Genomic DNA, 19817 nt, shown 5'->3' with positions numbered 1-19817 from the left:
ACGACCGCCGCGGCCCGGATCCGGGCCGCGGCGGTCGAGGTATCGGCTCGCCCCGATGTGCGGGGGAGGACTCAGCCCGGCCCGGCGTCGTCCGCGAGCGCCCGCAACGTGTCGTACGCGACCTGGATGAAGGGTCCCCGATCCCCCGTCGCCCGGTTCACCAGTGCGGCGAGCCCGACCCCCCTCTGCGGGCTGAAGCCCACGAACGTGGTGAACCCGCGCGTCGCGCCGCCATGGAAGATCAGATCGTGCCCCCGACGCACCCGCAGATTCCACACCAGACACAGTCGATCACCGCTGTCGGGGCAGATCAGCCGAGGCCGCCGCACCTCGATCAACGCGCGGGCGAGCGAGGCGGGTCGCACCCCGGACGGATCCAGGTGCGCGGCCAGATACCGGGTCAGGTCCGTGCCGCTGCTGCGCAGCGCGCCCGCCGCGGGCAACCCCGGCATGTCCCACGGCGGCCGGGGTCGACCGCGCAGATACCCCGTCACCTGCGGCCCGTTCGGGTCGCACGTGGTCATCGTCAGCCCCAGTGGCACTCCGAGCCGGGCCACCACCAGGTCCGGATAGGGCATGCCTGCGGCACGGGCGAGCGCGTGTCCGAGCAGCGCCACGGCCAGGTTGGAGTACAACACCCGGGTGCCCGGACGCGCGTGCGGCCGGGTCCGGCCGAGCAACGCGAACAGGCGCTGCTCGGTATAGCCCGCGTACGGGTTCGAGTACCAGGCGGGCAACGCCGTGCGCAGCGTGCCCGGCGGCAGCCGGGGCAATCCGGAGGTGTGCGTGGCCAGATGCAGCAGGGTCACGTCCGAGGACCAGCGCGGCCGGGCGCCGAGCGGCAGGTAGGTGATCAGCGGATCGTCGAGGCGGGCCTCACCGCGCGCCACCGCGTCGGCCAACAGCAGCGCGGTGAACGTTTTGGTCACCGAGCCCAGTTCGAACCGGGCGTCGGCGTCCACCGCGGGCCCTCGGCACACCACCGACGACTCGCCCGCCCGGACCGTGCCCACGACCAGCGCGCCGGCCGAGGGCACGGTCCGCAACAGCGGTGCCAACAACCGTGCGGACGACTCGCTCACGCGGGAACGGGGGCCGTTGCGGTACCCAGGGAGCGCGCCAGCGTGATGGTGCCGGCGACGATCGCGACCACGGCGGTGTGCTCGTGGTCCTTGAACGCCTGCTTCGGGTCCTCGTCGATCGGATCCGCGTCACGCGGCAGCAGCCCGTCCTCGTGCTGTGCCGCCGCGAGCCGCTCCCAGCCCTGCGCGTCGCAGACCGGCTCGGTCAGACACGCGTCGACCGCCAACAACTCGCCGACCAGGTCGAACTGCGACACCTCGGCCCAGATGTCCACCCACACCGGCAACCAGAGCCGCAGATAGTCCTGGATCTCGGCGGGCAACAGTTCCGGATGCGCCCCCCAGTCGGTGACGTGGAACACCGTGTGGGTCATGCAGTACGCGGTCATCCAGTCGATCAGCCACGGCTCGGGAGTCAGCCCCAACCAGGTGTCGGCGGCGAGCGCCGCCCAGTCGAATCGGCGGTTCGATCCGGCGACCCGGCTCGCGTTGGCCACCGCGAGCCGCCGGTTGGGCATCAGTTCGATCCCCTGCACCGAGCGCAACTCGGCCAGGTGCTCCTGCAGGCGATCCATCGGCTCGTGCCGCAGGCCCGCCCGGGCGAAGTGCGCGTACGTCTCCAGCGGATCGGTGATCAGCGGGTGCCGGAGCTGGCGCTCGTAGAGGAAGTTGCCGCACTGGAACTGCTCCCAGGCGAAGCCGATCAGGTTGCGCGCGGTGGCCAGGTCGCCCGGCCCGGCGACCCCCTCGCGCAACATCAGGGAGGTGGCCAGCGCGGTCTCGCCGAGCGGCTTGTACGCGCCGTCGCGGTCGTTGAAGTCGACGATGGTGTGCGTGGGCAGGGTGCCGAACCCGGCGTTGTCGTGCAGCCAGCGCAACGCCCGCGAGCCGATGGTGTGCGCGGTCTTGAGCACCTCGGCGTTCATGAGCCCTCCAGCCCGGTCACGTGTTGGGCGATACGGGTGTCGAGCACGGTACGGGTGCTGCCGCCGCCGAACAGCCGGACGTGGCGCAGCAGCGGCGCGAGGTCCAGCGGCGGGGCGACGCCGTCGGCGGCCACCCACGCGAGCCAGCGGGCGATCCGGGCGGCCGTGCGGTAGTCGCGGCGCAACATCGCCCGTACCAGCCCCCGGGACAGGGCCTCGGCGCCCTCGCGGGCGGCGGTGTGGATGGGGCCGTCCAAGCCGGGCAGGGCCAGGGAGGACAGTTGGGCCATGCGCACCGACCAGGTCTGCCAGGACGACGCGTCCGCGACCTGGGCGCCGTCCCCGGGGACGGGCACGTCCACGGTCAGGCCGAAGCGGGTCAGGGTGCGGGCGGTCGCCCAGTCGCGCCAGGTGACGATCCACGCGGTGTCGGGCGAGGCGCCCACCGCGTCGGGCGGGAAGACGGCGAACGCCCTGGCGGCGGCCTCGGCTCGATCGGTCGGTACGGGCGTGCCGCGCAGGACGTGGGGGGCGAGCGCGTCCGAGCCCAGGACCCGCAGGCCGGGCAAGTCGGCGTCGGGGTCGCGGGTTTGTGCTGTGTGCAGGTCGTCGGCGGCGAATCCGGCGGGCACGACCGCGCCCCCGGCGTCCATGAGGACGCCGAGGGCCTGGCCTGCCACTCGCTCGACCGCCGCCGTGTAGTCCTCGTGTGGCGAGGTGCCGGCGAAGGGCATGGTGGTGTTCAACTTTCCGTCGGAACCGGTGGTGTCACGGACGATTCGTCCGGGTCACCGCTCCTTCGGGGGCTTCGGGGACAGGAGCAGGCCGGCCAGCAGCAGGCCGACGCCGCCGCCGAAGTCTTCCGGCACGCACAGCGGAGCGTCGCTGATGGTCGTCTCCTGCTCGATCATGAGCGTCGCGACGGTACCGGCGTGGACCGGTGTGGACTGACGAACGTGCTGAGTAAGCATCGTGTGCTCCCTCGTGGTAACCACATCGCCGGGCTCGGCGACGCCCCGTGTCTTCGACCATAGGCACTTTTTGTCATGCTTTGCACCATTTCGTGATTGGTGTCGCCTGCGGTTCGTTTCGCGTGCGCGGGCGCGTACAGGGGCGCACGGGGGGCGTGTTCGGCGTCGGGCCGGATCCGGGAAGGGGCGGCGGACCGGGGCGGTGAATCGGCGTTCACCAGCGGTTTTCGGGTGATTCAGGGCTCGACGCGGGCCAGGCTGCCGGCCTCCAGGGCGACCCAGATCGCGCCGTCGGGGCCCTGGGTGAGGCCGTGCGGTTCGGCGGCGACGCCGGGCAAGTCGTACTCCGTCAGAGTGCCCTCCCGGGTGAGTCGGCCGACCCGGTTCGCGGCCCATTCGGTGAACCAGCAGTGGCCGGCCGCGTCCAGCGCCACCGCGTGCGGGCGAGACTCCCGGTCCGGCAGCGGGAATTCGGTGAACTCGCCGGCCGCCGTGCGGCGACCGATCGCGCCCGCGCCGATCTCGGTGAACCACACCGAGCCGTCGGGGTCGGCCGCGATCCCGACCGGGGCCGCGCCCGGGGTGGGCAGCGGGTACACGGTCACCGCGCCGGTCGTGGTGATCCGGCCGAGCGCGTTGGCGGCGTTGAGGGTGAACCACAGCGCACCGTCGGCGCCGGTGGTGATCGCCGACGGGAACGCGGCCGGGATCGGCAGGTCGAACGTGGTGACCGCGCCGGTCGTGGTGATCCGGCCGATGCGGTTCGCGGTGGTCTCGGTGAACCACAGCGCGCCGTCGGGGCCGCGGGTGATCCCGTACGGCCCGGAATCGGCGGTGGGCAGGTCGAAGTGGGTCACCGTGCCGGTCGGGGCGATCCGGCCGATGCGGTGGGCCTCGTACTCGGTGAACCACAGCGCGTCGTCGGGGCCCGCGACCAGCACGGTCGGGCCGCAGGTCGGGTCGCCGAGATCGTGGATCGTGGTCTGCCCGTCGGCGGGGTCCAGTCGGCCGACGCGACCGGCGTGCACCAGGGTAAACCACAGGGCGCCGTCCGGGCCGACGGCGATCGAGTACGGGCCGGACTCGCGGTCGGCGACCGGGAGTCCGGTGATCGCGGCGGGGGTGGTCATCCGAGCCTTCTCTCGTGCGGTGCGACGCGGGCGGGTGCTTACGGGCGAGCGGATCTAATGCAACCTAGTTGCGTTAGAATGAGTATGACGGATGGAGCTTTGCTAATGCAACCGGGTTGCTTTTGGGGTGTCGGGTGAGTGGTGTGGGTGAGGCGCGGCCCGGGGGGCGCACCGCGCGGACCCGGGACGCGGTGCGGCGGGCGACGCTGGCCGAATTGGCGGACAAGGGCTTCGACGGGTTGACCGTGGAGGCGGTCGCCGTGCGCTCGGGGGTGCACAAGACGACGGTGTACCGGCGCTGGCGCAACGCGGCCGGGCTGGCCGCCGACGCGCTCGACCTCGCGGCGGAGGAGCCGTGGCCGCTGCCCGACACCGGTGTGCTTCGCGACGATCTGCGGGCGATCACCGCGATGGTGGTGTCGGGTTTCGAGGACCCCGGGCACGGGCCGATCGCACGGGCCCTCGTGGGAGCGGCGGTGCGGGATCCGACCACGGGCGCGGCACTGCACGGCTTTCTGGTCGGTCGACTCGCCCAGGCCGAGGTGGTGGTGCAACGAGCGGTCGAGCGCGGGGAGTTGCCGGCGGGCACCGACGCGGGCGAGGTGGTGCGCACGGCCGTCGGCGCGCTGTACTACCGCCTGTTCATCACCCGCGAACCGGTCGACACCGACCAGGCCCGCCGCGCAGCCGACGCAGCCGAGGCAGCGGCCCGCGCCGGCGTCTTCGTCCGAGCCACCCCAGCCGCCGAACCCACCGACCGGCCGTGATGTCGGCGCCGACGGCCATGATCGGTTTCACGAGGCGTGTGACGCGCTCTACCGATGGGATCCGTGGGCCGCGGCCTACCTGATCGGGGGCGGCTGCTCCGACGACGCCTTCATGGACTTCCGTGCGGGGCTGATCGCCCAGGGGCGGGAGGCGTACGAGGCCGCGCTGCTCGATCCGGATGGCCTGGCCGGGTTGCCCGTAGTGCTCGCCGAGGCGCGTGCCGGGGGCGACGAGGAGGCGTTCTGGCGGGCGAGTGCGCTGCGGGCCTCGACCTGCCCCGACGATGTCGGGACGGCTCTGGTGGGGGAGGGCTTCGACGTCGACGACGATGCGGAAATGTACCGGCGCCTGCCGTGCCTGGCGGCGCTGTTCCTGGGTGCTTCCGAGGGCTGAGCCGGCGTGGCGGGGGCTGCCTGGATGGTCCTGGGTCGGGGTGGGGTTACAGCTCGAACCAGCCGGTGCGGACGTGCCAGTGGTGGCCGGTGTGTAGGTGGGTGGTGATGGCGCGTTGTAGGGATGTGTCTTGGGGGAGGGATGTGGTGGGTAGGTCGGGGTTGCCGAAGATGAAGCCGATGGGGGCGGTGTCGTCCGGTTTCGGTCCGGTCGGGTCTGTGTACAGGTGGAAGCGGCTTTGGAAGCGGATGATGTTGGACTCGGCCGGCAGGTACTCGCGTAGCTGCGGGTCGAGCAGCCATGAACCGCACACCGCGACCCTGTAGCGCTCGCCCGGGTAGTGGCGCGGGAAGAACTCGCGGGCGAGGTTCAACGACTCGTCGCACGCCGCCGGGGACATCGGGCCGAGGAAATCCGGGATGTGCAGCTCCAGCGCGGGGTCCTCGGGGCCGTGGTCGAGCCCGAACGCCGTGGCGCTCGCCGCTGCCGTCTCGCGCATCGTCGAACGTTGGAACTGGAGCCGGCCGAGCTGGTACAGCTCGCCGCGGAAGTGGTAGCCGGGCCAGTGCCGCGCGCTCAGTCCGCCCGAGCCGTGCCTGCGCCGATGCAGTGCCATGTGCCGGCCCAGGTCGGCGAGGGTGCGGCGGGACACCTCGGGTGGGATGCCGAGCCCGTGGTGGTGGGCCAGTACGTGCGGGAGCGCGGCGACGTACACGTACACGTGGAACCACCGGGCCCCCGCGCCCGCCGCGGCCGGCAGCGGCGGGAAGGGGCGGCGCCGCGTGGGCGTGCCCATGTCGGCCACCAGCACCCGGACGGCCCGTTCGAACAGCTCGCGCAGCACCGGGTCGGCGAGCAGCGCGGACCGGGCGGAGAGCAGTTCGTTGACGTCCTCGTGCGGGACGGACAGGTCCAGGAGCACCGCGGCGAGCCGGTCGCCGGCGGGCAGCTCGACCTCGATCCGGCTGTCGACCTCGGCCTCGGTCAATGCCGCGGCCCAGGCCGCCGCCGGCGCGTCCGCGCGCAGCAGCGCCGCGGTGCCCGGCACGGTCGGGGGCGTGGCCGGTGGTGGTTGCGGATGCGGGCGACCCGGCTCCGCGCCGGCCTCGGCCCGGCGGCCCCGGCGGCGGCCGATCACGCGACGGAGGCGCGCAGGTCGATCGAGTAGAAGTACTTGTCGTAGCGGCGCGCGCCGACCGCGACGAAGTCGTGCAGCCGCCCGTACTCGACGAAGCCGAGTGAGCGGTACAGCCGCAGTGCGCCGACGTTGTCGCCCCGGGCGTCGAGGGTGAGGATCTCGACCGCCGCGGCCCGCGCGTCGTCGAGCAACGCCTCGGTGAGCCGCCGGCCGATGCCGCGACCGTGCGCGGGCAGCGCCACCGCGAGCTTCTCCAGGTCGGCGTTGGGCCGATGGGTCGGCCGGGTGTAGCGCCGCCAGTAGCCGAACCCGAGCAGCTCCTCGCCCGCGTACGCGAACCGCAGCGCGGCGTCGCCCGACCGCTGTGCCTCGGCGAGGCCGGTGAGCAGGTCGCCCACCTCGGCGAGGTCCGGCGGATCCACCCAGCCGAGTGCGGCGCCGTCGTGGATCAGCTCGGCCAGGATCGCCCGCAGCGGTTCGGCCGCGGACGCGGCGGCCTCGGCTCCGCGCAGTACGACGGGTCGGGGGTCCGGGGCCGGGTCGGTGCGCGCGGCCTGGTTCGGATTCGGGTTCGGCGTCACGCGGACAAGGCTATTGAGTCGGCGCCGAGTACGGGGAGCGGGCCCGGGCCGGGAATCCGGCAGACTGTGCCCGTGAGTGGAACCGTTTTGGTCCTCGGAGGCCGCAGTGAGATCGGGATGGCGGTCGCGGAGCGGCTGATCGCCCGCGGTGCGCGCACCGTCGTGCTGGCGGCGCGGCGCAGTCACGACCTCGACGACGAGGAGGCGCGGCTGCTCGAAGCCGGCGCCCGGCGGGTGGATCGGGTCGAGTTCGACGCGGACGATCTGGCCACGCATCGGCCGATGCTGGACGACGTGATCGCCAGGCACGGGGCGCTGGACGTCGTGGTCACCGCGTTCGGCATCCTGGGCGATCAGCGCCGGGCCGAGGTCGACGCGGCGCACGCGGTCGCGGTGGTGCACACCGATTACACCGCGCATGTGAGCGTGCTGACCCATCTCGCCGCCGTGTTGCGCGCGCAGGGGCACGGCCGGCTGGTGGTCTTCTCGTCGGTGGCCGGGGTCCGGGTACGGCGGGCGAACTACGTGTACGGCTCGGCCAAGGCCGGTCTGGACGGCTTCGCGAGTGGTCTGGCCGACGCGCTCGCGGGCAGCGGGGTACGGCTGTTGCTGGTCCGGCCCGGGTTCGTGGTGGGACGGATGACCCGAGGCATGTCGCCGGCGCCGTTGTCCAGCACGCCGGAGCAGGTGGCGGACGCGACCGTGCGGGCGCTGGTGCGGGGCCGGGGCGAGGTGTGGGTGCCGGGCACGCTGCGGCCGGTGTTCGCCGGGATGCGGGTGCTGCCGCGGGGGCTGTGGCGGCGGTTGCCGCGCTGAGTGGGGTCAGAACAGGAGCGAGTCGGTTTCGATCGTGGTCACGAAGTCGTCGAGGGCTTGGAAGATTTCCCACTCCGGGCGGCCCGAGGCGGTCGCGAGGAGCGTGATCAGGTCCTGTTCCAGGGCGGCCACCCGCTTCCCCTTCCAGACCTTGTCGGACAGGCTGACCAGGAGTTCGTCCGGGTCGGTCGGGTTCCAGGCCGCATGGGTGCGGGCGAAGCGGGCTCGGGACGGGGACACCCCCTGGGCGGTGAGCAGGTCGTAGCCGGCCTGCTCGTGACACGAACCCGGCCCGGACAACTCCTCCGGGTGCAGGGTCTTCCCGATGTCGTGGGTGGCGGCGCCGAACAGCACCGCGTCGCGGTCGAAGGCCAGTTCCGGGAAGGTCGCCGCGACCCAGTCGCACAGCCGGCACGCGACGTCGTGCACGATGCGCAGATGTTCGACCAGGCGGGGGCAGGGGGTGAGTTGATCCAGCAGGGTGATCACTTCGGCGGGCAGCGGACGGAGCTTGGCGGAGGTCACCCGGACAGGGTAAGAGCCCTGCCGCGAGGTCAGGAAGCGGGGCCGTCCTGGGCCAGCGCCGGGCCGTCGCCGAGCACCACGACCGGGTGCGCGGCCGGGTCCAGGACGCGCAGCAGCGACACCAGCGCCTCGGGCGGCAGGGTGACGCAGCCGTGGGTGGCGCCGCCGTGGTCGATGTGCAGCCAGATGTCGCCGCCGAACTCGTCGCCGCGCGGGCGGACCGGGTCCAGCGGCGAGGTCCCGGGTACCCGGTTGTAGTCGATCGCGATCACGTGGTCGAAGGTGCCGGCCAGGGGTTCGCCGGCGAAGCCGGTGCCGTCGATCGCGAAATCGTCGGAGCGGTCGTAGGACAGCCGGGCGCCGGGATCGGGGCGCAGGCCGCCGGCGTCGGTCAGGGTGTACACGCCGATCGGCGTGCGCAGGTCGTTCTCGTGGTGGTCGAACGTCCAGCCTTCCCGGCCGTTGTGCGCGGGCCACGCGTCGCGGGGCCGCCAGCCGTCGGACTCGCGGGTCCAGAACGAGGCGGTGCCGGAGTCCGCGTCCCGGTCGTCGCCGACGACCAGCAACAACTGGGCGGTCTCGGGCGGGATGTGCCCCGCCAGGCGGGCGCCGATGGGCGCGGGAAGGGGAACGCCGGGTCGGGCGGGCGCGGGCGGGAGCGTCGCGGCGAAATCCGGGGCGCCGGCGGCCGAGTTCCGGGCCGAGGGCAGGCCGGAGAGGGCCAGTGCGGCCGGGACGGTCAGGAACAGCGAGCGGCGGGGGATGGTCATTCCTCCACGACTACCCCCATCGGGCGAGTCATTCCGGCAGCGCGGGCGGTGTGTTCGCCGGTGCCACTCGGTCGGTGGTGTTCGGGGTCACTCGATGGTGGGCGTGGTGCGGGTGGACGGGGCTCGGGGCGTGGGTGCGGGTGTGGTTGGGTTTCGGTGGTCCGGTTGGCCCGGGTGGTGTGGGTGTGCAAGGGGGCGGTATGCGGGTCGGAGTGATCGGGGTCGGGCGGATCGGGGGGTTTCACGCCCGGGCGTTGAGCGGGATCGCGGCGGTCGAGCGGGTTGTCGTCGCGGATGTGGATCGGGGGCGGGCCGAGGAGTTCGCCCGGGCGGCCGGCGTCGCGGCGGTCGGGCTCGACGAGGTGTTCGCGGCGGTGGACGCCGTGGTGGTCGCCGCGCCGACCTCGGCGCACGTCGGGCTGCTGCGGGCGGCGGCGGACGCGAAGTTGCCGATCCTGTGCGAGAAGCCGATCGCGCTCGACCCGATCGTCGCGCGCGAGGCGGTGGCGTATGTGGAGGCGCGCGGGGCCGGCCTTCAGGTGGGTTTCCAGCGCCGATTCGACCCGATGTACGTCGCGGCGAGGGCGGCGGTCGAGGCCGGCGTGCTCGGCACGGTGACCCGGGTGCACGCGGTGAGCGTGGATCGCCGGCCGCCGCCGGCCGCGTTCGTGCCGACCTCGGGCGGCATCTATCGGGACACGCACATCCACGACTTCGACATCGTGCCGTGGGTGACCGGTGTGCCGATCGTCGAGGTGACCGCGATCGGGGCGAACCGGGGCGCGGCGGTGTTCCGGGAGCACGACGACGTCGACGTGTCGGCGGTGCTGTTCCGGCTCGCCGACGGCACGCTCGGCACCGCGCACGCGGGCCGGCGGCACGAGCCGGGCTACGACGTGCGGCTGGAACTGGCCGGCACCGCCGGGACCCATGCCTGCGGCGGCGTCACCGAGGGCGACTTCCTGACCCGATTCGGCGACGCCTACCGTGCGGAGCTGGCCGCGTTCGTGGCGATGGCCGCCGGTCGCATCGCCAGCCCCTGTCCGGGCGTCGACGCGCTCGCGGCGCAGGCCGTGGCCGAGGCGTGTGTGGTGTCCCGGCGCGAGGGGCGCACGGTTCGGGTGGGGTAGGCCCCGGCTCGCGCGGGAGCCCCCGGGCGGGGCCGAGGGCTCCGGGGGCGTGGGTTCAGGGCAGGGTCAGGATCTGCGGGCCGTCCTCGGTGATCGCGATGGTGTGTTCGATGTGCGCGGCGCGGGAGCCGTCGGAGGTGTGGAACGTCCAGCCGTCCCGGGCGGTGTAGCACGCGTCCTTGCCGCCGGCGAGCAACATCGGCTCCAGGGCCAGGGTCAGGCCGGGGCGCAGCGCCATGCCGCGTCCGGGACGGCCCTCGTTTTGTACGTGCGGGTCCTCGTGCATCGTGCGGCCGATCCCGTGGCCGCCCCAGTCGCGCGGCATGCCGTAGCCGGCCCCGCGGGCGACCGCGCCGATCGCGGCGGAGATGTCGCTCAACCGGCCGCCGGGTACGGCCGCCGCGATGCCCGCTTCGAGTGCGCGCCGGGTGTCGGCGATCAGCGTCAGGTCCTTCGGGCGCGGCGTGCCGACGGTGAAGGTGATCGCGGCGTCGCCGGTCCAACCGCGCAGGGTCGCGCCGCAGTCGATGCTGACCAGGTCGCCGTCGCGCAGCCGGTAGTCGGTCGGGATGCCGTGCACCACGGCGTCGTTGACCGACGCGCAGATCACGCCCGGGAACGGGACGGGCGCGAACGACGGCTGGTAGCCCAGGAACGGGGACGTCGCCCCCGCCTCGCGCAGGATCGTGTGCGCGACCTCGTCCAGTTCCTTCAGCGACACGCCGATGGCGGCGACCTTGCGGGTCGCCTCCAGGGCCTGTCCCACGACTCTCCCGGCCTCGCGCATCGCGGCTATTTCGGCTCGGGTCTTGATTTCGACCATGGGTCCCCTCCTCGACCAATTCTTATACCGGTATTAGTATCACGGTCATGGTGCGAACCCCGCTGACCCCACTGGAACGAGCGCGCGGCCTGCAACTGGGCGCGCTGCTGCGCGGCGCGCGCGGCGAACGCAGCATCGGCCACGTCGCCGTCGCGGCCGGACTGTCGCCGGAGACGCTGCGCAAGATCGAGACCGGCCGGGCGCCGACCCCGGCGTTCTTCACGATCGCGGCGCTGGCCCTGGAGCTGGGACTGTCGCTGGACGAGGTCGCGGCGGTGTGCGCGATCCCCGATCCGGACGCGCTTTCCGCCTAGATCTGCGCCTGGATCTGCTCAGTGCGCTGGGCGGAGCAGCGTTTCGATGTTCTGTACGAGCAGGTCGATCGTGAAGGCGAACTGTTCGTCGACCGAGTCCACCGGGGCCGTCGCGGCGATGCGGGCGGTGGTGGGTAGATCGCTGGGCGGGTCGGCGGGCGGGTCCGTCGGGAGCCAGGCGGCGGGGGCGGCGTCCCAGGTCGGCGGGTCGAGGCCGGCCGGCGGTGCGTCGTGCCACGCGTCGTTGAGCCGGACGAAGGCCGAGACGCGCAGGACCAGTTCGCGGAAGATCCGGTTCGCGGTCGCCGGATCCAGGCCGATGCCCTCGCGGGTGAGGGTGGGCCGCCCGCCGCGATGGGTGGGGCGCTTGCGGGTGGGGCCGGTGGACATGGGGTCAGGATAGGCGGCCGCGCTCGTTTGCCCCGGGGCTGTCCCTCGTCGTCGGCGAGGTGCAGATCGTGCTGCCGGATCAGGGCCGGGGCGAGGGCGACGCTCGACATCACCGGACTCGACGCGATGCCACCGCCGACGCCCCAGACGAACAGGCCCGGCAGCAGCGCCGGCCAGGACGCGTCGGGGGCGAACGCCAGGCCCATCAGCAGCACGCCGAGCGCGAGGCAAGCCCGCCGCGATGATGTGCGCCGCCGCGAAGCGCCCCTGCAACCGGCCCGCGACCAGGCCCAGGCACAACTGCGGGACGAAGATCGGCAGCAGGAGGAGCCCGGACTCCAGCGGCGACAGGTCCAACACGCCCTGGAAGTAGAGCAGGAAGTACACCGACGAGCCGACCGTCACGAAGCGGGACAGGAACGAGATCGACAACGCGCCGACGAAGGTCGGGATCCGGAACAGGGTCGGGTCCAACATCGGGGCCGCCGCCCGCCGTTCGACCAGGACGAAGTCGGCGTCGGTCGTGTCGGTCGGATGCGTGGTGCCGGCGGCGGGATCCGTATGTGCGTCCTTGGGCATGCGGCCCCCCGGGATCGTGGCGAAGTAAGGCTTGCCCAAGTCATCTTGGCGAGGGGCCTTGAAGTCAACATGTGTGAAGTTCATGGAGGGAGGCAGTACCTGGCAGGCTTGTCGTCGGGCGGCGCCGCGCCGGTGACCGCCGGCGAGTGAATCCGTCGCCGAACAGGAGCCCGATCCGTGTCCGTGGCCGTGTCCGAACCGATGCCGAATGCCGAAACGCTTGCGTGGTTGCGGGAGATCGTCGGCGATCTGCCGGTCGAGCCCATGGGAGTCGGCGCCAACCGGCTCTACACGGTGGGCGATCTGGTTCTGCGGGTCTTCCACGATACGGAGCGGCTCGCCCGCGACCCGTGGTACCGGCCCGAGCAGGAGGCCCGCACACTGCGTCTGCTCGCCGAAACGCCAGTGCCCGCGCCGGAGTTGGTCGCGGCGCGGTTGGTGGGGGCGGAGCCGGCGCTGTTGACCACGCGGGTGCCGGGTGCGGTGGACCCGCCGGCGGACCCGGCCGTGCTGCTGGGCCGGGCGGCCGAGGTGTTGGCGGCGATCCACGCGGTCGATGCGAGCGGGGCGGATTTGGTGGAATACGCCACCTATTACGATCCGGCGGTCGACGGAGCGCGGACGGTACCGGCGTGGACCACGCGGCCGCACGTGTGGCAGCGCATGTTCGCTGCGCTCGCCGAGGAAGCGCCGTCGGCCGAGCCGGGGTTCATCCACCGGGACTTCCATGGCGGGCAACTGCTGTGGCTGGGCGAGGAGATCGGCGGCGTGGTGGACTGGACCACGGGCTGTGTCGGTCCGCGCGGGGTGGACCTGGCCCGGATGCGGCTCAACCTGGCACTCAGCCACGGGGTGGCCGTGGCGGAGGAGTTTTTGCCCGCGTACGCGAAGGCGTCCGGTCGTGCGGCGGAGCACCATCCGTACTGGGACCTGCTCGATGCGGGCGACGCGCTGTTGGATTGGCCGGAGCCGCGCACAGGCGACGAATTGGTCGAATGGCAACGCTTCGAGGCGTGGGTGGGGCGGGCGGTCAGGATGGTGGGACGGACGTGAGCGGGACAGGGCGCGGCGCGGCGGTTTGGCCGGCCTGAGTCGGGTGCGGTTGTCGCCTTGGGCGCGCGGGGGGCCGGCCGGCCCCGACGTGGCCTTGTGCGGGCGGCTTCGCCGTCGGTCTCGACGCCGACCACCGCGCTCGCTGCGGTTGCGCTTTGGCCGAGTCCGGTCGGTGCACCCACCCGCTCCACCCGTTGCCTCGGGCGAACACGCTGGGGTTTCGAAGCATCGACGACGCCAACCCGGCCCCGCGACCAAGCACCCCCCGCCACCCCACGCGCGCCCCCACGGCGCGTCAGCGCCCCCGACTCGGGCCGCCCCTGGAGATCGACGCGCGCAGCGCCCAGGAAGAAGCAACGCCGCGAACACGACTCCGGTTTCCCGCCTCCCTCGCGTTGCGACTCCGGCTCTTCGCCCCGTTCGCGTTGCAACACCCGCTGTTCGCGCCGCTCGCGTCGCGACCTCGGGTCTCCGCGTCGGTCGCCATGCGTTCCGGCTCTCGGCCCCGGTCGCGTTGTGGTGTCGGGGTTAGGCGACCGGCTGTTTTGTGGGGTTGGGGGATTGGGTTTCTTGGGGGGCTTCCTGCTTTTGGGGTTGCTTGGTTCGGTTCGGGAGGATCAGGGCGACCAGGATTGTGCCTGTTGCCAGGATGATTCCGCCGATCAGGCTGGTGTGGGCCACCGCCTGGGTGAAGGCGTGGTCGGCGGCTTGGACCAGGGCTTGGGCCTGTTGGGGGCCGGCTACATGGCCTACCTGTTCGGCTGCGGCGAGCGCGCCGCCGATGGAGTCCTGGGCCGCGTTCATGGCCTCCGGGGGCAGCTTGCCGCCTACGGCCTTGGTCAGTTCCGACTCGTACGAGGTGGCCAGTACCGAGCCCAGGATCGCGATGCCGAGGGCGCCGCCGAGTTCCACCGCGGTGTCGTTGACGCCGCCTCCCGCGCCCAGTTCGTTCTCCGGGAACGAGCCCATGATCGCCTCGGTGCAGGGCGACACGCTCAGGCCGATCGCGAGGCCGAGCAGGAGCAGCGGGGCGAGGAAGTCGGTGTAGCCGGAGCCGTCCGAGACCCGGGTCATCAGCAGTACCCCGAGGGTGCCGAGGGCCATCCCGCCGGTCACCGTCACCCGCATGCCGAGTCGCGGGGTGAGCTGCCCGGTGGCGATCGCGCCCAGGCAGACCGCGCCGGCCAGCGGCAGCAGTCGGACGCCGGTCTCCAGCGGGCTGTAGCCGAGCACGAACTGGAGGTGCTGGGTGAGGAAGTAGATCGCGCCGAAGGTGCCCAGGAAGAACAGCAGTACGGCGAGCATCGACCCGGAGAAGACCCGCTCGCCGAACTTGCGCAGGTCGAAGATCGGGCGCGGGTGCCGCAGTTCCCAGCCGATGAACGAGCCGAGGCCCAGGACGAAGAGGACCAGCGCGGTCACCGGGCCGGTGCCCCAGCCGAAGTGCGGGCCCTCGATGATCGCGTACACCAGCGAGCCGAGCGTGACGATGGACAGCGCGCCGCCGACCAGGTCGAGCCGGCCGTAGTCGTGCGCCTTCGACGGCGGGACCACGAACAGCGCGGCGACCACGGCGATCAGCGCGACGGGCACGTTGATCAGGAAGGTCGAGCCCCACGCGTGGCGCTCCAGGAGCCAGCCGGCGATCAGCGGGCCGAGTGCGATCGCCAGGCCCGAGGTCGCGGTCCACGCGGTGATCGCCTTGGCCCGCTCGCTGCGCGGGAAGGAGGCGACCAGCAGGGACAGGGTCGCGGGCATGATCACCGCGGCGCCCAGGCCCATCACCGCGCGGGCGATGATCACGCCGCTGGTCGAGTGCACCAGGGAACCGGCGACGGAGCCCGCGGCGAACACCACCAGGCCGGTGATGAGCGCGCCGCGGCGGCTGTACTTGTCGCCGATCGCGCCGAGCACGAGCATCAGCGCCGCGTACGGGACGGTGTAGGCGTCGATCACCCATTGCAGGTCGCGGCTGGACAGGCCCAGGTCCCGGGTCATGTCGGGGGCCGCCACGATCAGCGAGGTGTTGGCCATGACGATGATCAGCAGGCTCAGGCAGAGCACGCCCAGGGCCCACCAGCGGCGGGTGTACGGCCGGTCCATGCGATCGACCGGCGTGGTGGCGAAGACGGACATCGAACGCCTTTCGGAGCAGGCGGCCGGCGCAGCCGCAGTAATTGCACAACGATGTGCAACTTAGTTGATTGCACACGGCTGTGCAAATATTGTGGAACGAGTCGGGTGAATCGGGCGATTCGCCGCGTCGGAGCGGAGTGTCGGTGCCGACGGGGCCGGATCTCTGGCAGGCTCCAGGTCACCCCAGGGAGGAACGCGCGATGGAGACGAAACCGGGCGCCGCACGGATTCCGGCCGGTGCCGCAGCGGTCGGCGACGCGCCCGCGGCGCCCGCCGCCGCGAGTACGCCGCCGCGTCGGCGCAACGCGCAGTCGAACCGGGAGCGGATCCTGGCGGTGGCCCGCGGCGAACTGATCCGCGACGCCGACGCGTCGATGGACGACATCGCACGCGCGGCGGGAGTGGTGCGGCGCACCGTGTACGGGCACTTCCCGAGCCGGGAGGCGCTGGTCGCCGGGCTCGCGGAGGAGGCGCGGCGGGACATCCTGGCCGCGGTCGAGGGTGCGCGGCGTGCGGGCGACTCGCCCGAGGAGGCGGTGGCGCGGTTCGATCTCGCCGCGTGGGAGGGCGGGGAGCGCTATCGGCTGCTGATCAGCTTTGCCCAGCGCAACCTGGAGGACGGCGGGATCCCGGCCATGCTGGCACCGGTCCGGGAGCGCTCGATCGAGCTGATCGCGACCGGCCAGCGCAGCGGCGTGTTCGCGGACCATCTGCCCGCGTCGGTGCTGGCGCTCGCGCTGGAGGGGATGTGCGTCGCGCTCCTCCAGGCAGCCGAGGCGGACATCGTGGTAACCGCCGAGGACCAAGCGGTGGCGGCGCTGGTGGCTCTCGGCGTACCGGCCGCCCGGGCGGTCGAGGTGGTCGCCCGAGTGGTCGCGACCAACCAGGCCTGACCCGGAGCGGGCAGCCGCCGCCACCGGCCGCCCCCACCGACCGCCCTCGGTGGGCCGCCCGTGTCGTGGGTCAGGGGGTGTCGGTGATCAGGGCCGGCAGGTCTCGCATCGACTTGAAGACCGTGGTGGTCGGGCCCTCCAGCAGGTGCGGGGGGATCAGGTCGCCCGCGTAGGCGAAGGAGCGCATGCCTGCCGCGCGGGCGGCGCGTAGGCCGTTGAGGCTGTCCTCGACCACGACGCAGTGTTCCGGGGCGACGCCCATCCGGGCCGCGGCGTGGAGGAAGACGTCGGGGGCGGGCTTGCCGTGAGCGACCTCGGTCGCGCTGAATATCCGGCCCGCGAAGCGGTCGTACAGGCCGGTTCGGCCGAGGGTGTGAGCCATCTTGTCGTGGCTGCCGCTGGAGGCCACGCACGTGGGCAGGCCCAGGTCGGCGAGGGTGTCCACGGCGTACTCGATGCCCTCGACCGGACTCAGGCCCGCCTCGACCTCGTCCCGGTGCCGCGCCTCGAAGCCCCGGGTCCACTCGGCGGCCACGTCCGGCCCGACCCGCTCGGCGATCTGCTCGGCGATCGCCGTAGACGAGCGGCCGACGAACCGCTCGATCACGTCGGCGGGGGTCAACGGCCAGCCGTGCTCGGCGCCGAGCGCCACGTGCACCCGGATGGCGATCGGCTCGCTGTCCACGAGGACGCCGTCGCAGTCGAAGATGACAAGTCCGACAGAGTTGATCATGAACGGGAGCATAGGGCGTGGGTTCCGTTCCGGTCACGGTTCCCGTCCCCGTCTCCGTCCCGTCGCTGTCCCCGTTCCCGTTGCGCTACGCGCCGGGGACCCGGGCCAGCAGCGGCGCCGTGTCGGTGCCGGCCGGGAGCGTGCCGAAGGCGTGGCCGCCCTCGCGGGCCAACCGCGTCGCGCAGAACGCGTCGGCCGCCGGGTTCGCGTACCGCACGAGCAGCGCGCCCTGGAGCAGTACCGCCATCGACTCGACGAGTCGCCGGGCCCGGAACTCCACCTCGCTCGGATCGGCCAACTCCTTGCGCAGCGCCGCGGCCGCCGCGTCGAGTCGGCGATCCGCCCCGGCGACCGCGTCGATCTCGGCGAAGTACGCGTCCACGCACGCCGGTTCGCGGGCCATCGCGCGCAACGCGTCGAGCGCGGCGACATTGCCGGAGCCCTCCCAGATGGACACCAGCGGCGCCTCCCGGTACAGCCTGGGCAGCCCCGACTCCTCGACGTAGCCGTTGCCGCCCAGACACTCCAACGCCTCGGCCGCGTGCATCGGACCGCGCTTGCACACCCAGTACTTCGACACCGCGACCGCGATCCGACGAAACGCCGCCTCGGCCGGATCCCCGCACAACGCCCGGTCGGCCGCGCCCGCGAGCCGCATCGCCACCGTGGTCGCCGCCTCCGACTCGATCACCAGGTCGGCCAGCACGTTGCGCATCAGCGGCTGGTGGATCAGCGCCGCGCCGAACGCCCACCGGTGCGCCGCGTGGTGCGCCGCGCGGACCGCGCCGACCCGCATCCCGACGGCCGCGCCGATCACGCAGTCGAGCCGGGTGGCGTTGACCATGGTGACGATGGTCCGCACCCCCTCGCCCTCGGCACCGACGAGGCGGGCGTACGCGCCCTCGTACTCGATCTCGGCCGACGCGTTCGAACGGTTGCCGAGCTTGTCCTTGAGCCGCATCAGCCGGAACGTGTTGCGCGTGCCGTCCGGGAGCACCCTGGGGACCAGGAAGCAGGACAACCCGCCGGGGGCCTGGGCCAGGGTCAGGAACAGGTCGGACATCGGGGCGGAGGTGAACCACTTGTGCCCGGTCAGCCGGTACGACCCGTCGGCCGTCGGAGCCGCGATCGTGGTGTTGGTCCGTACGTCGGAGCCGCCCTGCTTCTCGGTCATCGACATGCCGGCGAGCAGTCCGCGCTTGGCGGTCGGCTCGCGCAACCCGAAGTCGTACGTCCGCGCCGCCAGCAACGGCTCGTAGCGCTCGGCCAGTTCCGGCTCGACCCGGAGCACCGGCACCGACGCGTAGGTCATCGACAGCGGACACATGTGCCCCGCTTCGACCTGACCCCACGCGTACAACTTCGCCGCGCGCGCGACGTGTGCGCCGACCCGGTCGTCCTGCCACGGGCTCGCGTGCAGGCCGTGCTCGATCGCGACGGTCATCAACTCGTGCCAGGCCGGGTGGAACTCGACCTCGTCGATGCGGTGCCCGGTGCGGTCATGGCTGCGTAGGATCGGCTCGTGCTCGTTGGCCAACCGGCCCCACTCCTGTGCCGGTTCGTCCCACGCGCGCAGGCCCAGCTCGCGCACCTCGGCCTCGGCCCAACCCGCCCGCTCGCGGTGCAGCGCCTCGAACAGGGCCGGATCGGCGGCGGCCTCCCGCGCGGTCAAAGCCGGGACCTGATTGGTGACCTCGTGCGTCGACATGTCCGGTAGTCAAGCAGTGCTACGCGTCGGTAACAAGGTCGCGCGGCCGCTCGGCGCACGTGTCGCGGCCGTCGATAGGCTCGGGCGATGGTCTCCGTAGTCGAACTCATCCACTACCCCGTCAAGGGTTGCGCCGGCATCCCGGTGGAGCGCGCCTTGCTCACCCCCGCCGGGCTCGCCCACGACCGGACCTTCATGGTGACCGATCCGGACGGCGTCTTCCGCACCCAGCGACGGGATCCGCGCCTGGCGTCGATCCGACCGGAGATCGACGCCGACGGTACCCGGCTGATCCTGCATCGGCCGGACGCCGATCCGGTCGCGATCGAGGTGGACACCGACGGCCCGCGCCGCGACGTGGACCTGTTCGGCCATCCCTATCGGGGCATCGACCAGGGCGACGCGCCGGCCGCGTGGTTGTCGGCCGCGCTCGGCGTGCCGAGCCGCCTGGTCCGGGTGCCGCCGGAGCACGACCGGGTGACCGACGGGGCGATACCGGGAACCTGCGGCTACGCGGACAGCTCGCCCCTGCACGTGCTCTCCCGCGCCTCGCTCGCACTGCTGCACGCACGCCTGGCCGAGCGCGGGGAGGCGCCGCTGCCGATGGACCGCTTCCGGCCGAACGTCGTGGTGGACGGCTGGGCCGAACCGCACACCGAGGACCGGATCCGCCGATTCACGCTCGGCGAGGCCGAACTGGGCTACGCCAAGCTTGCGATCCGATGTGCGGTCACCCTGGTCGACCAGCGCACCGGGGCCAAGGCCGGCCCGGAACCGCTGCGCACCTTCGCCGGATACCGCCGCGCGCCGCAGGGCGGGGTGGCCTTCGGCGGCAAGTTCGCCGTGCTGCGCCCCGGCAAGGTGGCGGTGGGCGACGAACTCACGGTCACGGAGTGGGGCGAGCCGGAGCTGTAGCCGGACCCGGGCGGTGCGCGAACCGCTCGGGGCCCTGACTACG

At 72.7% G+C, this 19817-nt stretch carries 22 protein-coding genes; 8 read left to right on the top strand and 14 right to left on the bottom strand.

All coding sequences use genetic code 11. From position 1 onward, the window contains the following. Positions 1-71: 71 nt before the first annotated feature. From ACMXN5_RS02075 to ACMXN5_RS02055, 5 genes are all read right to left on the bottom strand, one after another. Positions 72-1082 (bottom strand): serine hydrolase domain-containing protein, encoded by a 1011-nt coding sequence (locus ACMXN5_RS02075; protein WP_439673724.1) that lies wholly within the window; start codon positions 1080-1082, stop codon positions 72-74. Beyond that, positions 1079-2008: a DUF6895 family protein gene (locus ACMXN5_RS02070; RefSeq protein ID WP_395786948.1), complete on the bottom strand. Its 930-nt coding sequence runs from the start codon at positions 2006-2008 to the stop codon at positions 1079-1081. Before ACMXN5_RS02070 ends, ACMXN5_RS02075 begins: the two co-directional genes overlap by 4 nt. Further along, positions 2005-2754: a hypothetical protein gene (locus ACMXN5_RS02065; protein WP_395786949.1), complete on the bottom strand. Its 750-nt coding sequence runs from the start codon at positions 2752-2754 to the stop codon at positions 2005-2007. Before ACMXN5_RS02065 ends, ACMXN5_RS02070 begins: the two co-directional genes overlap by 4 nt. Before the next feature lie 42 nt (positions 2755-2796). Next, a complete protein-coding gene (locus ACMXN5_RS02060) occupies positions 2797-2979 on the bottom strand; it encodes a hypothetical protein (protein ID WP_439673723.1) in 183 nt (60 codons plus the stop codon). Between the two features lie 236 nt (positions 2980-3215). Next, positions 3216-4109 (bottom strand): Vgb family protein, encoded by an 894-nt coding sequence (locus tag ACMXN5_RS02055; RefSeq protein WP_439673721.1) that lies wholly within the window; start codon positions 4107-4109, stop codon positions 3216-3218. A 134-nt stretch (positions 4110-4243) separates the two neighbouring features. Between ACMXN5_RS02055 and ACMXN5_RS02050 the strand changes: the two genes are divergently transcribed. After that, positions 4244-4876 (top strand): TetR/AcrR family transcriptional regulator, encoded by a 633-nt coding sequence (locus tag ACMXN5_RS02050; protein ID WP_439673719.1) that lies wholly within the window; start codon positions 4244-4246, stop codon positions 4874-4876. Positions 4877-4955: 79 nt separating this feature from the next. After that, positions 4956-5270, top strand: coding sequence for a DUF4240 domain-containing protein (locus ACMXN5_RS02045; RefSeq protein WP_439677931.1), 315 nt, complete (start codon positions 4956-4958; stop codon positions 5268-5270). A gap of 46 nt (positions 5271-5316) precedes the next feature. On the opposite strand, the gene ACMXN5_RS02040 is transcribed toward ACMXN5_RS02045, so the two are convergent. Together ACMXN5_RS02040 and ACMXN5_RS02035 are read right to left on the bottom strand one after the other, a co-directional pair. Next, entirely contained in the window at positions 5317-6318 is a 1002-nt protein-coding gene (locus ACMXN5_RS02040) for an acyltransferase domain-containing protein (protein WP_439673718.1), read from the bottom strand. An 86-nt stretch (positions 6319-6404) separates the two neighbouring features. Then, positions 6405-6920: a GNAT family N-acetyltransferase gene (locus tag ACMXN5_RS02035; RefSeq protein WP_439677930.1), complete on the bottom strand. Its 516-nt coding sequence runs from the start codon at positions 6918-6920 to the stop codon at positions 6405-6407. 141 nt (positions 6921-7061) lie between these two features. On the opposite strand from ACMXN5_RS02035, the gene ACMXN5_RS02030 reads away from it, so the two are divergent. Then, positions 7062-7805, top strand: coding sequence for an SDR family NAD(P)-dependent oxidoreductase (locus ACMXN5_RS02030; RefSeq protein ID WP_439673717.1), 744 nt, complete (start codon positions 7062-7064; stop codon positions 7803-7805). A 6-nt stretch (positions 7806-7811) separates the two neighbouring features. Here ACMXN5_RS02030 and ACMXN5_RS02025 read toward each other — a convergent pair whose 3' ends face one another. Both ACMXN5_RS02025 and ACMXN5_RS02020 read right to left on the bottom strand, forming a co-directional pair. Further along, the gene (locus ACMXN5_RS02025) at positions 7812-8330 is read right to left on the bottom strand and encodes an HD domain-containing protein (protein WP_439673716.1); all 519 of its coding nucleotides are present in this window, start codon (positions 8328-8330) and stop codon (positions 7812-7814) included. A 29-nt stretch (positions 8331-8359) separates the two neighbouring features. Beyond that, a complete protein-coding gene (locus ACMXN5_RS02020; RefSeq protein ID WP_439673714.1) occupies positions 8360-9100 on the bottom strand; it encodes a L,D-transpeptidase family protein in 741 nt (246 codons plus the stop codon). A 200-nt stretch (positions 9101-9300) separates the two neighbouring features. Here ACMXN5_RS02020 and ACMXN5_RS02015 point away from each other — a divergent pair, with 200 nt between their 5' ends. Further along, positions 9301-10230, top strand: a complete 930-nt coding sequence (locus tag ACMXN5_RS02015) for a Gfo/Idh/MocA family protein (protein WP_439673713.1) — start codon at positions 9301-9303, stop codon at positions 10228-10230. Positions 10231-10285: 55 nt separating this feature from the next. Here ACMXN5_RS02015 and map read toward each other — a convergent pair whose 3' ends face one another. After that, on the bottom strand, positions 10286-11053 hold the full coding sequence (gene map, locus ACMXN5_RS02010) for a type I methionyl aminopeptidase (RefSeq protein ID WP_395786958.1): 768 nt from the start codon (positions 11051-11053) through the stop codon (positions 10286-10288). A 47-nt stretch (positions 11054-11100) separates the two neighbouring features. Here map and ACMXN5_RS02005 point away from each other — a divergent pair, with 47 nt between their 5' ends. Further along, the gene (locus ACMXN5_RS02005) at positions 11101-11367 is read left to right on the top strand and encodes a helix-turn-helix domain-containing protein (RefSeq protein WP_380000608.1); all 267 of its coding nucleotides are present in this window, start codon (positions 11101-11103) and stop codon (positions 11365-11367) included. An 18-nt stretch (positions 11368-11385) separates the two neighbouring features. On the opposite strand, the gene ACMXN5_RS02000 is transcribed toward ACMXN5_RS02005, so the two are convergent. Further along, positions 11386-12336, bottom strand: coding sequence for a hypothetical protein (locus tag ACMXN5_RS02000; protein ID WP_439673712.1), 951 nt, complete (start codon positions 12334-12336; stop codon positions 11386-11388). 177 nt (positions 12337-12513) lie between these two features. On the opposite strand from ACMXN5_RS02000, the gene ACMXN5_RS01995 reads away from it, so the two are divergent. Further along, positions 12514-13389, top strand: coding sequence for a phosphotransferase family protein (locus tag ACMXN5_RS01995; protein WP_439673711.1), 876 nt, complete (start codon positions 12514-12516; stop codon positions 13387-13389). Between the two features lie 528 nt (positions 13390-13917). On the opposite strand, the gene ACMXN5_RS01990 is transcribed toward ACMXN5_RS01995, so the two are convergent. After that, positions 13918-15525 (bottom strand): MFS transporter, encoded by a 1608-nt coding sequence (locus ACMXN5_RS01990; protein ID WP_439673710.1) that lies wholly within the window; start codon positions 15523-15525, stop codon positions 13918-13920. 200 nt (positions 15526-15725) lie between these two features. On the opposite strand from ACMXN5_RS01990, the gene ACMXN5_RS01985 reads away from it, so the two are divergent. Next, on the top strand, positions 15726-16418 hold the full coding sequence (locus tag ACMXN5_RS01985; RefSeq protein WP_439673709.1) for a TetR/AcrR family transcriptional regulator: 693 nt from the start codon (positions 15726-15728) through the stop codon (positions 16416-16418). A 70-nt stretch (positions 16419-16488) separates the two neighbouring features. Here ACMXN5_RS01985 and ACMXN5_RS01980 read toward each other — a convergent pair whose 3' ends face one another. Together ACMXN5_RS01980 and ACMXN5_RS01975 are read right to left on the bottom strand one after the other, a co-directional pair. Beyond that, the gene (locus ACMXN5_RS01980; RefSeq protein WP_439673708.1) at positions 16489-17151 is read right to left on the bottom strand and encodes an HAD family hydrolase; all 663 of its coding nucleotides are present in this window, start codon (positions 17149-17151) and stop codon (positions 16489-16491) included. Between the two features lie 85 nt (positions 17152-17236). After that, complete coding sequence (locus ACMXN5_RS01975) at positions 17237-18859, bottom strand: acyl-CoA dehydrogenase family protein (protein WP_439673707.1); 1623 nt, start codon at positions 18857-18859, stop codon at positions 17237-17239. Positions 18860-18946: 87 nt separating this feature from the next. Here ACMXN5_RS01975 and ACMXN5_RS01970 point away from each other — a divergent pair, with 87 nt between their 5' ends. After that, a complete protein-coding gene (locus tag ACMXN5_RS01970; protein WP_439673706.1) occupies positions 18947-19774 on the top strand; it encodes an MOSC domain-containing protein in 828 nt (275 codons plus the stop codon). Positions 19775-19817 lie beyond the last annotated feature (43 nt).

The organism is Embleya australiensis (genome assembly GCF_051903075.1).
Classification (GTDB): domain Bacteria; phylum Actinomycetota; class Actinomycetes; order Streptomycetales; family Streptomycetaceae; genus Embleya.
Note: the sequence above shows the minus strand (reverse complement) of the source record. Positions and strands in the feature narration are given on the sequence as shown.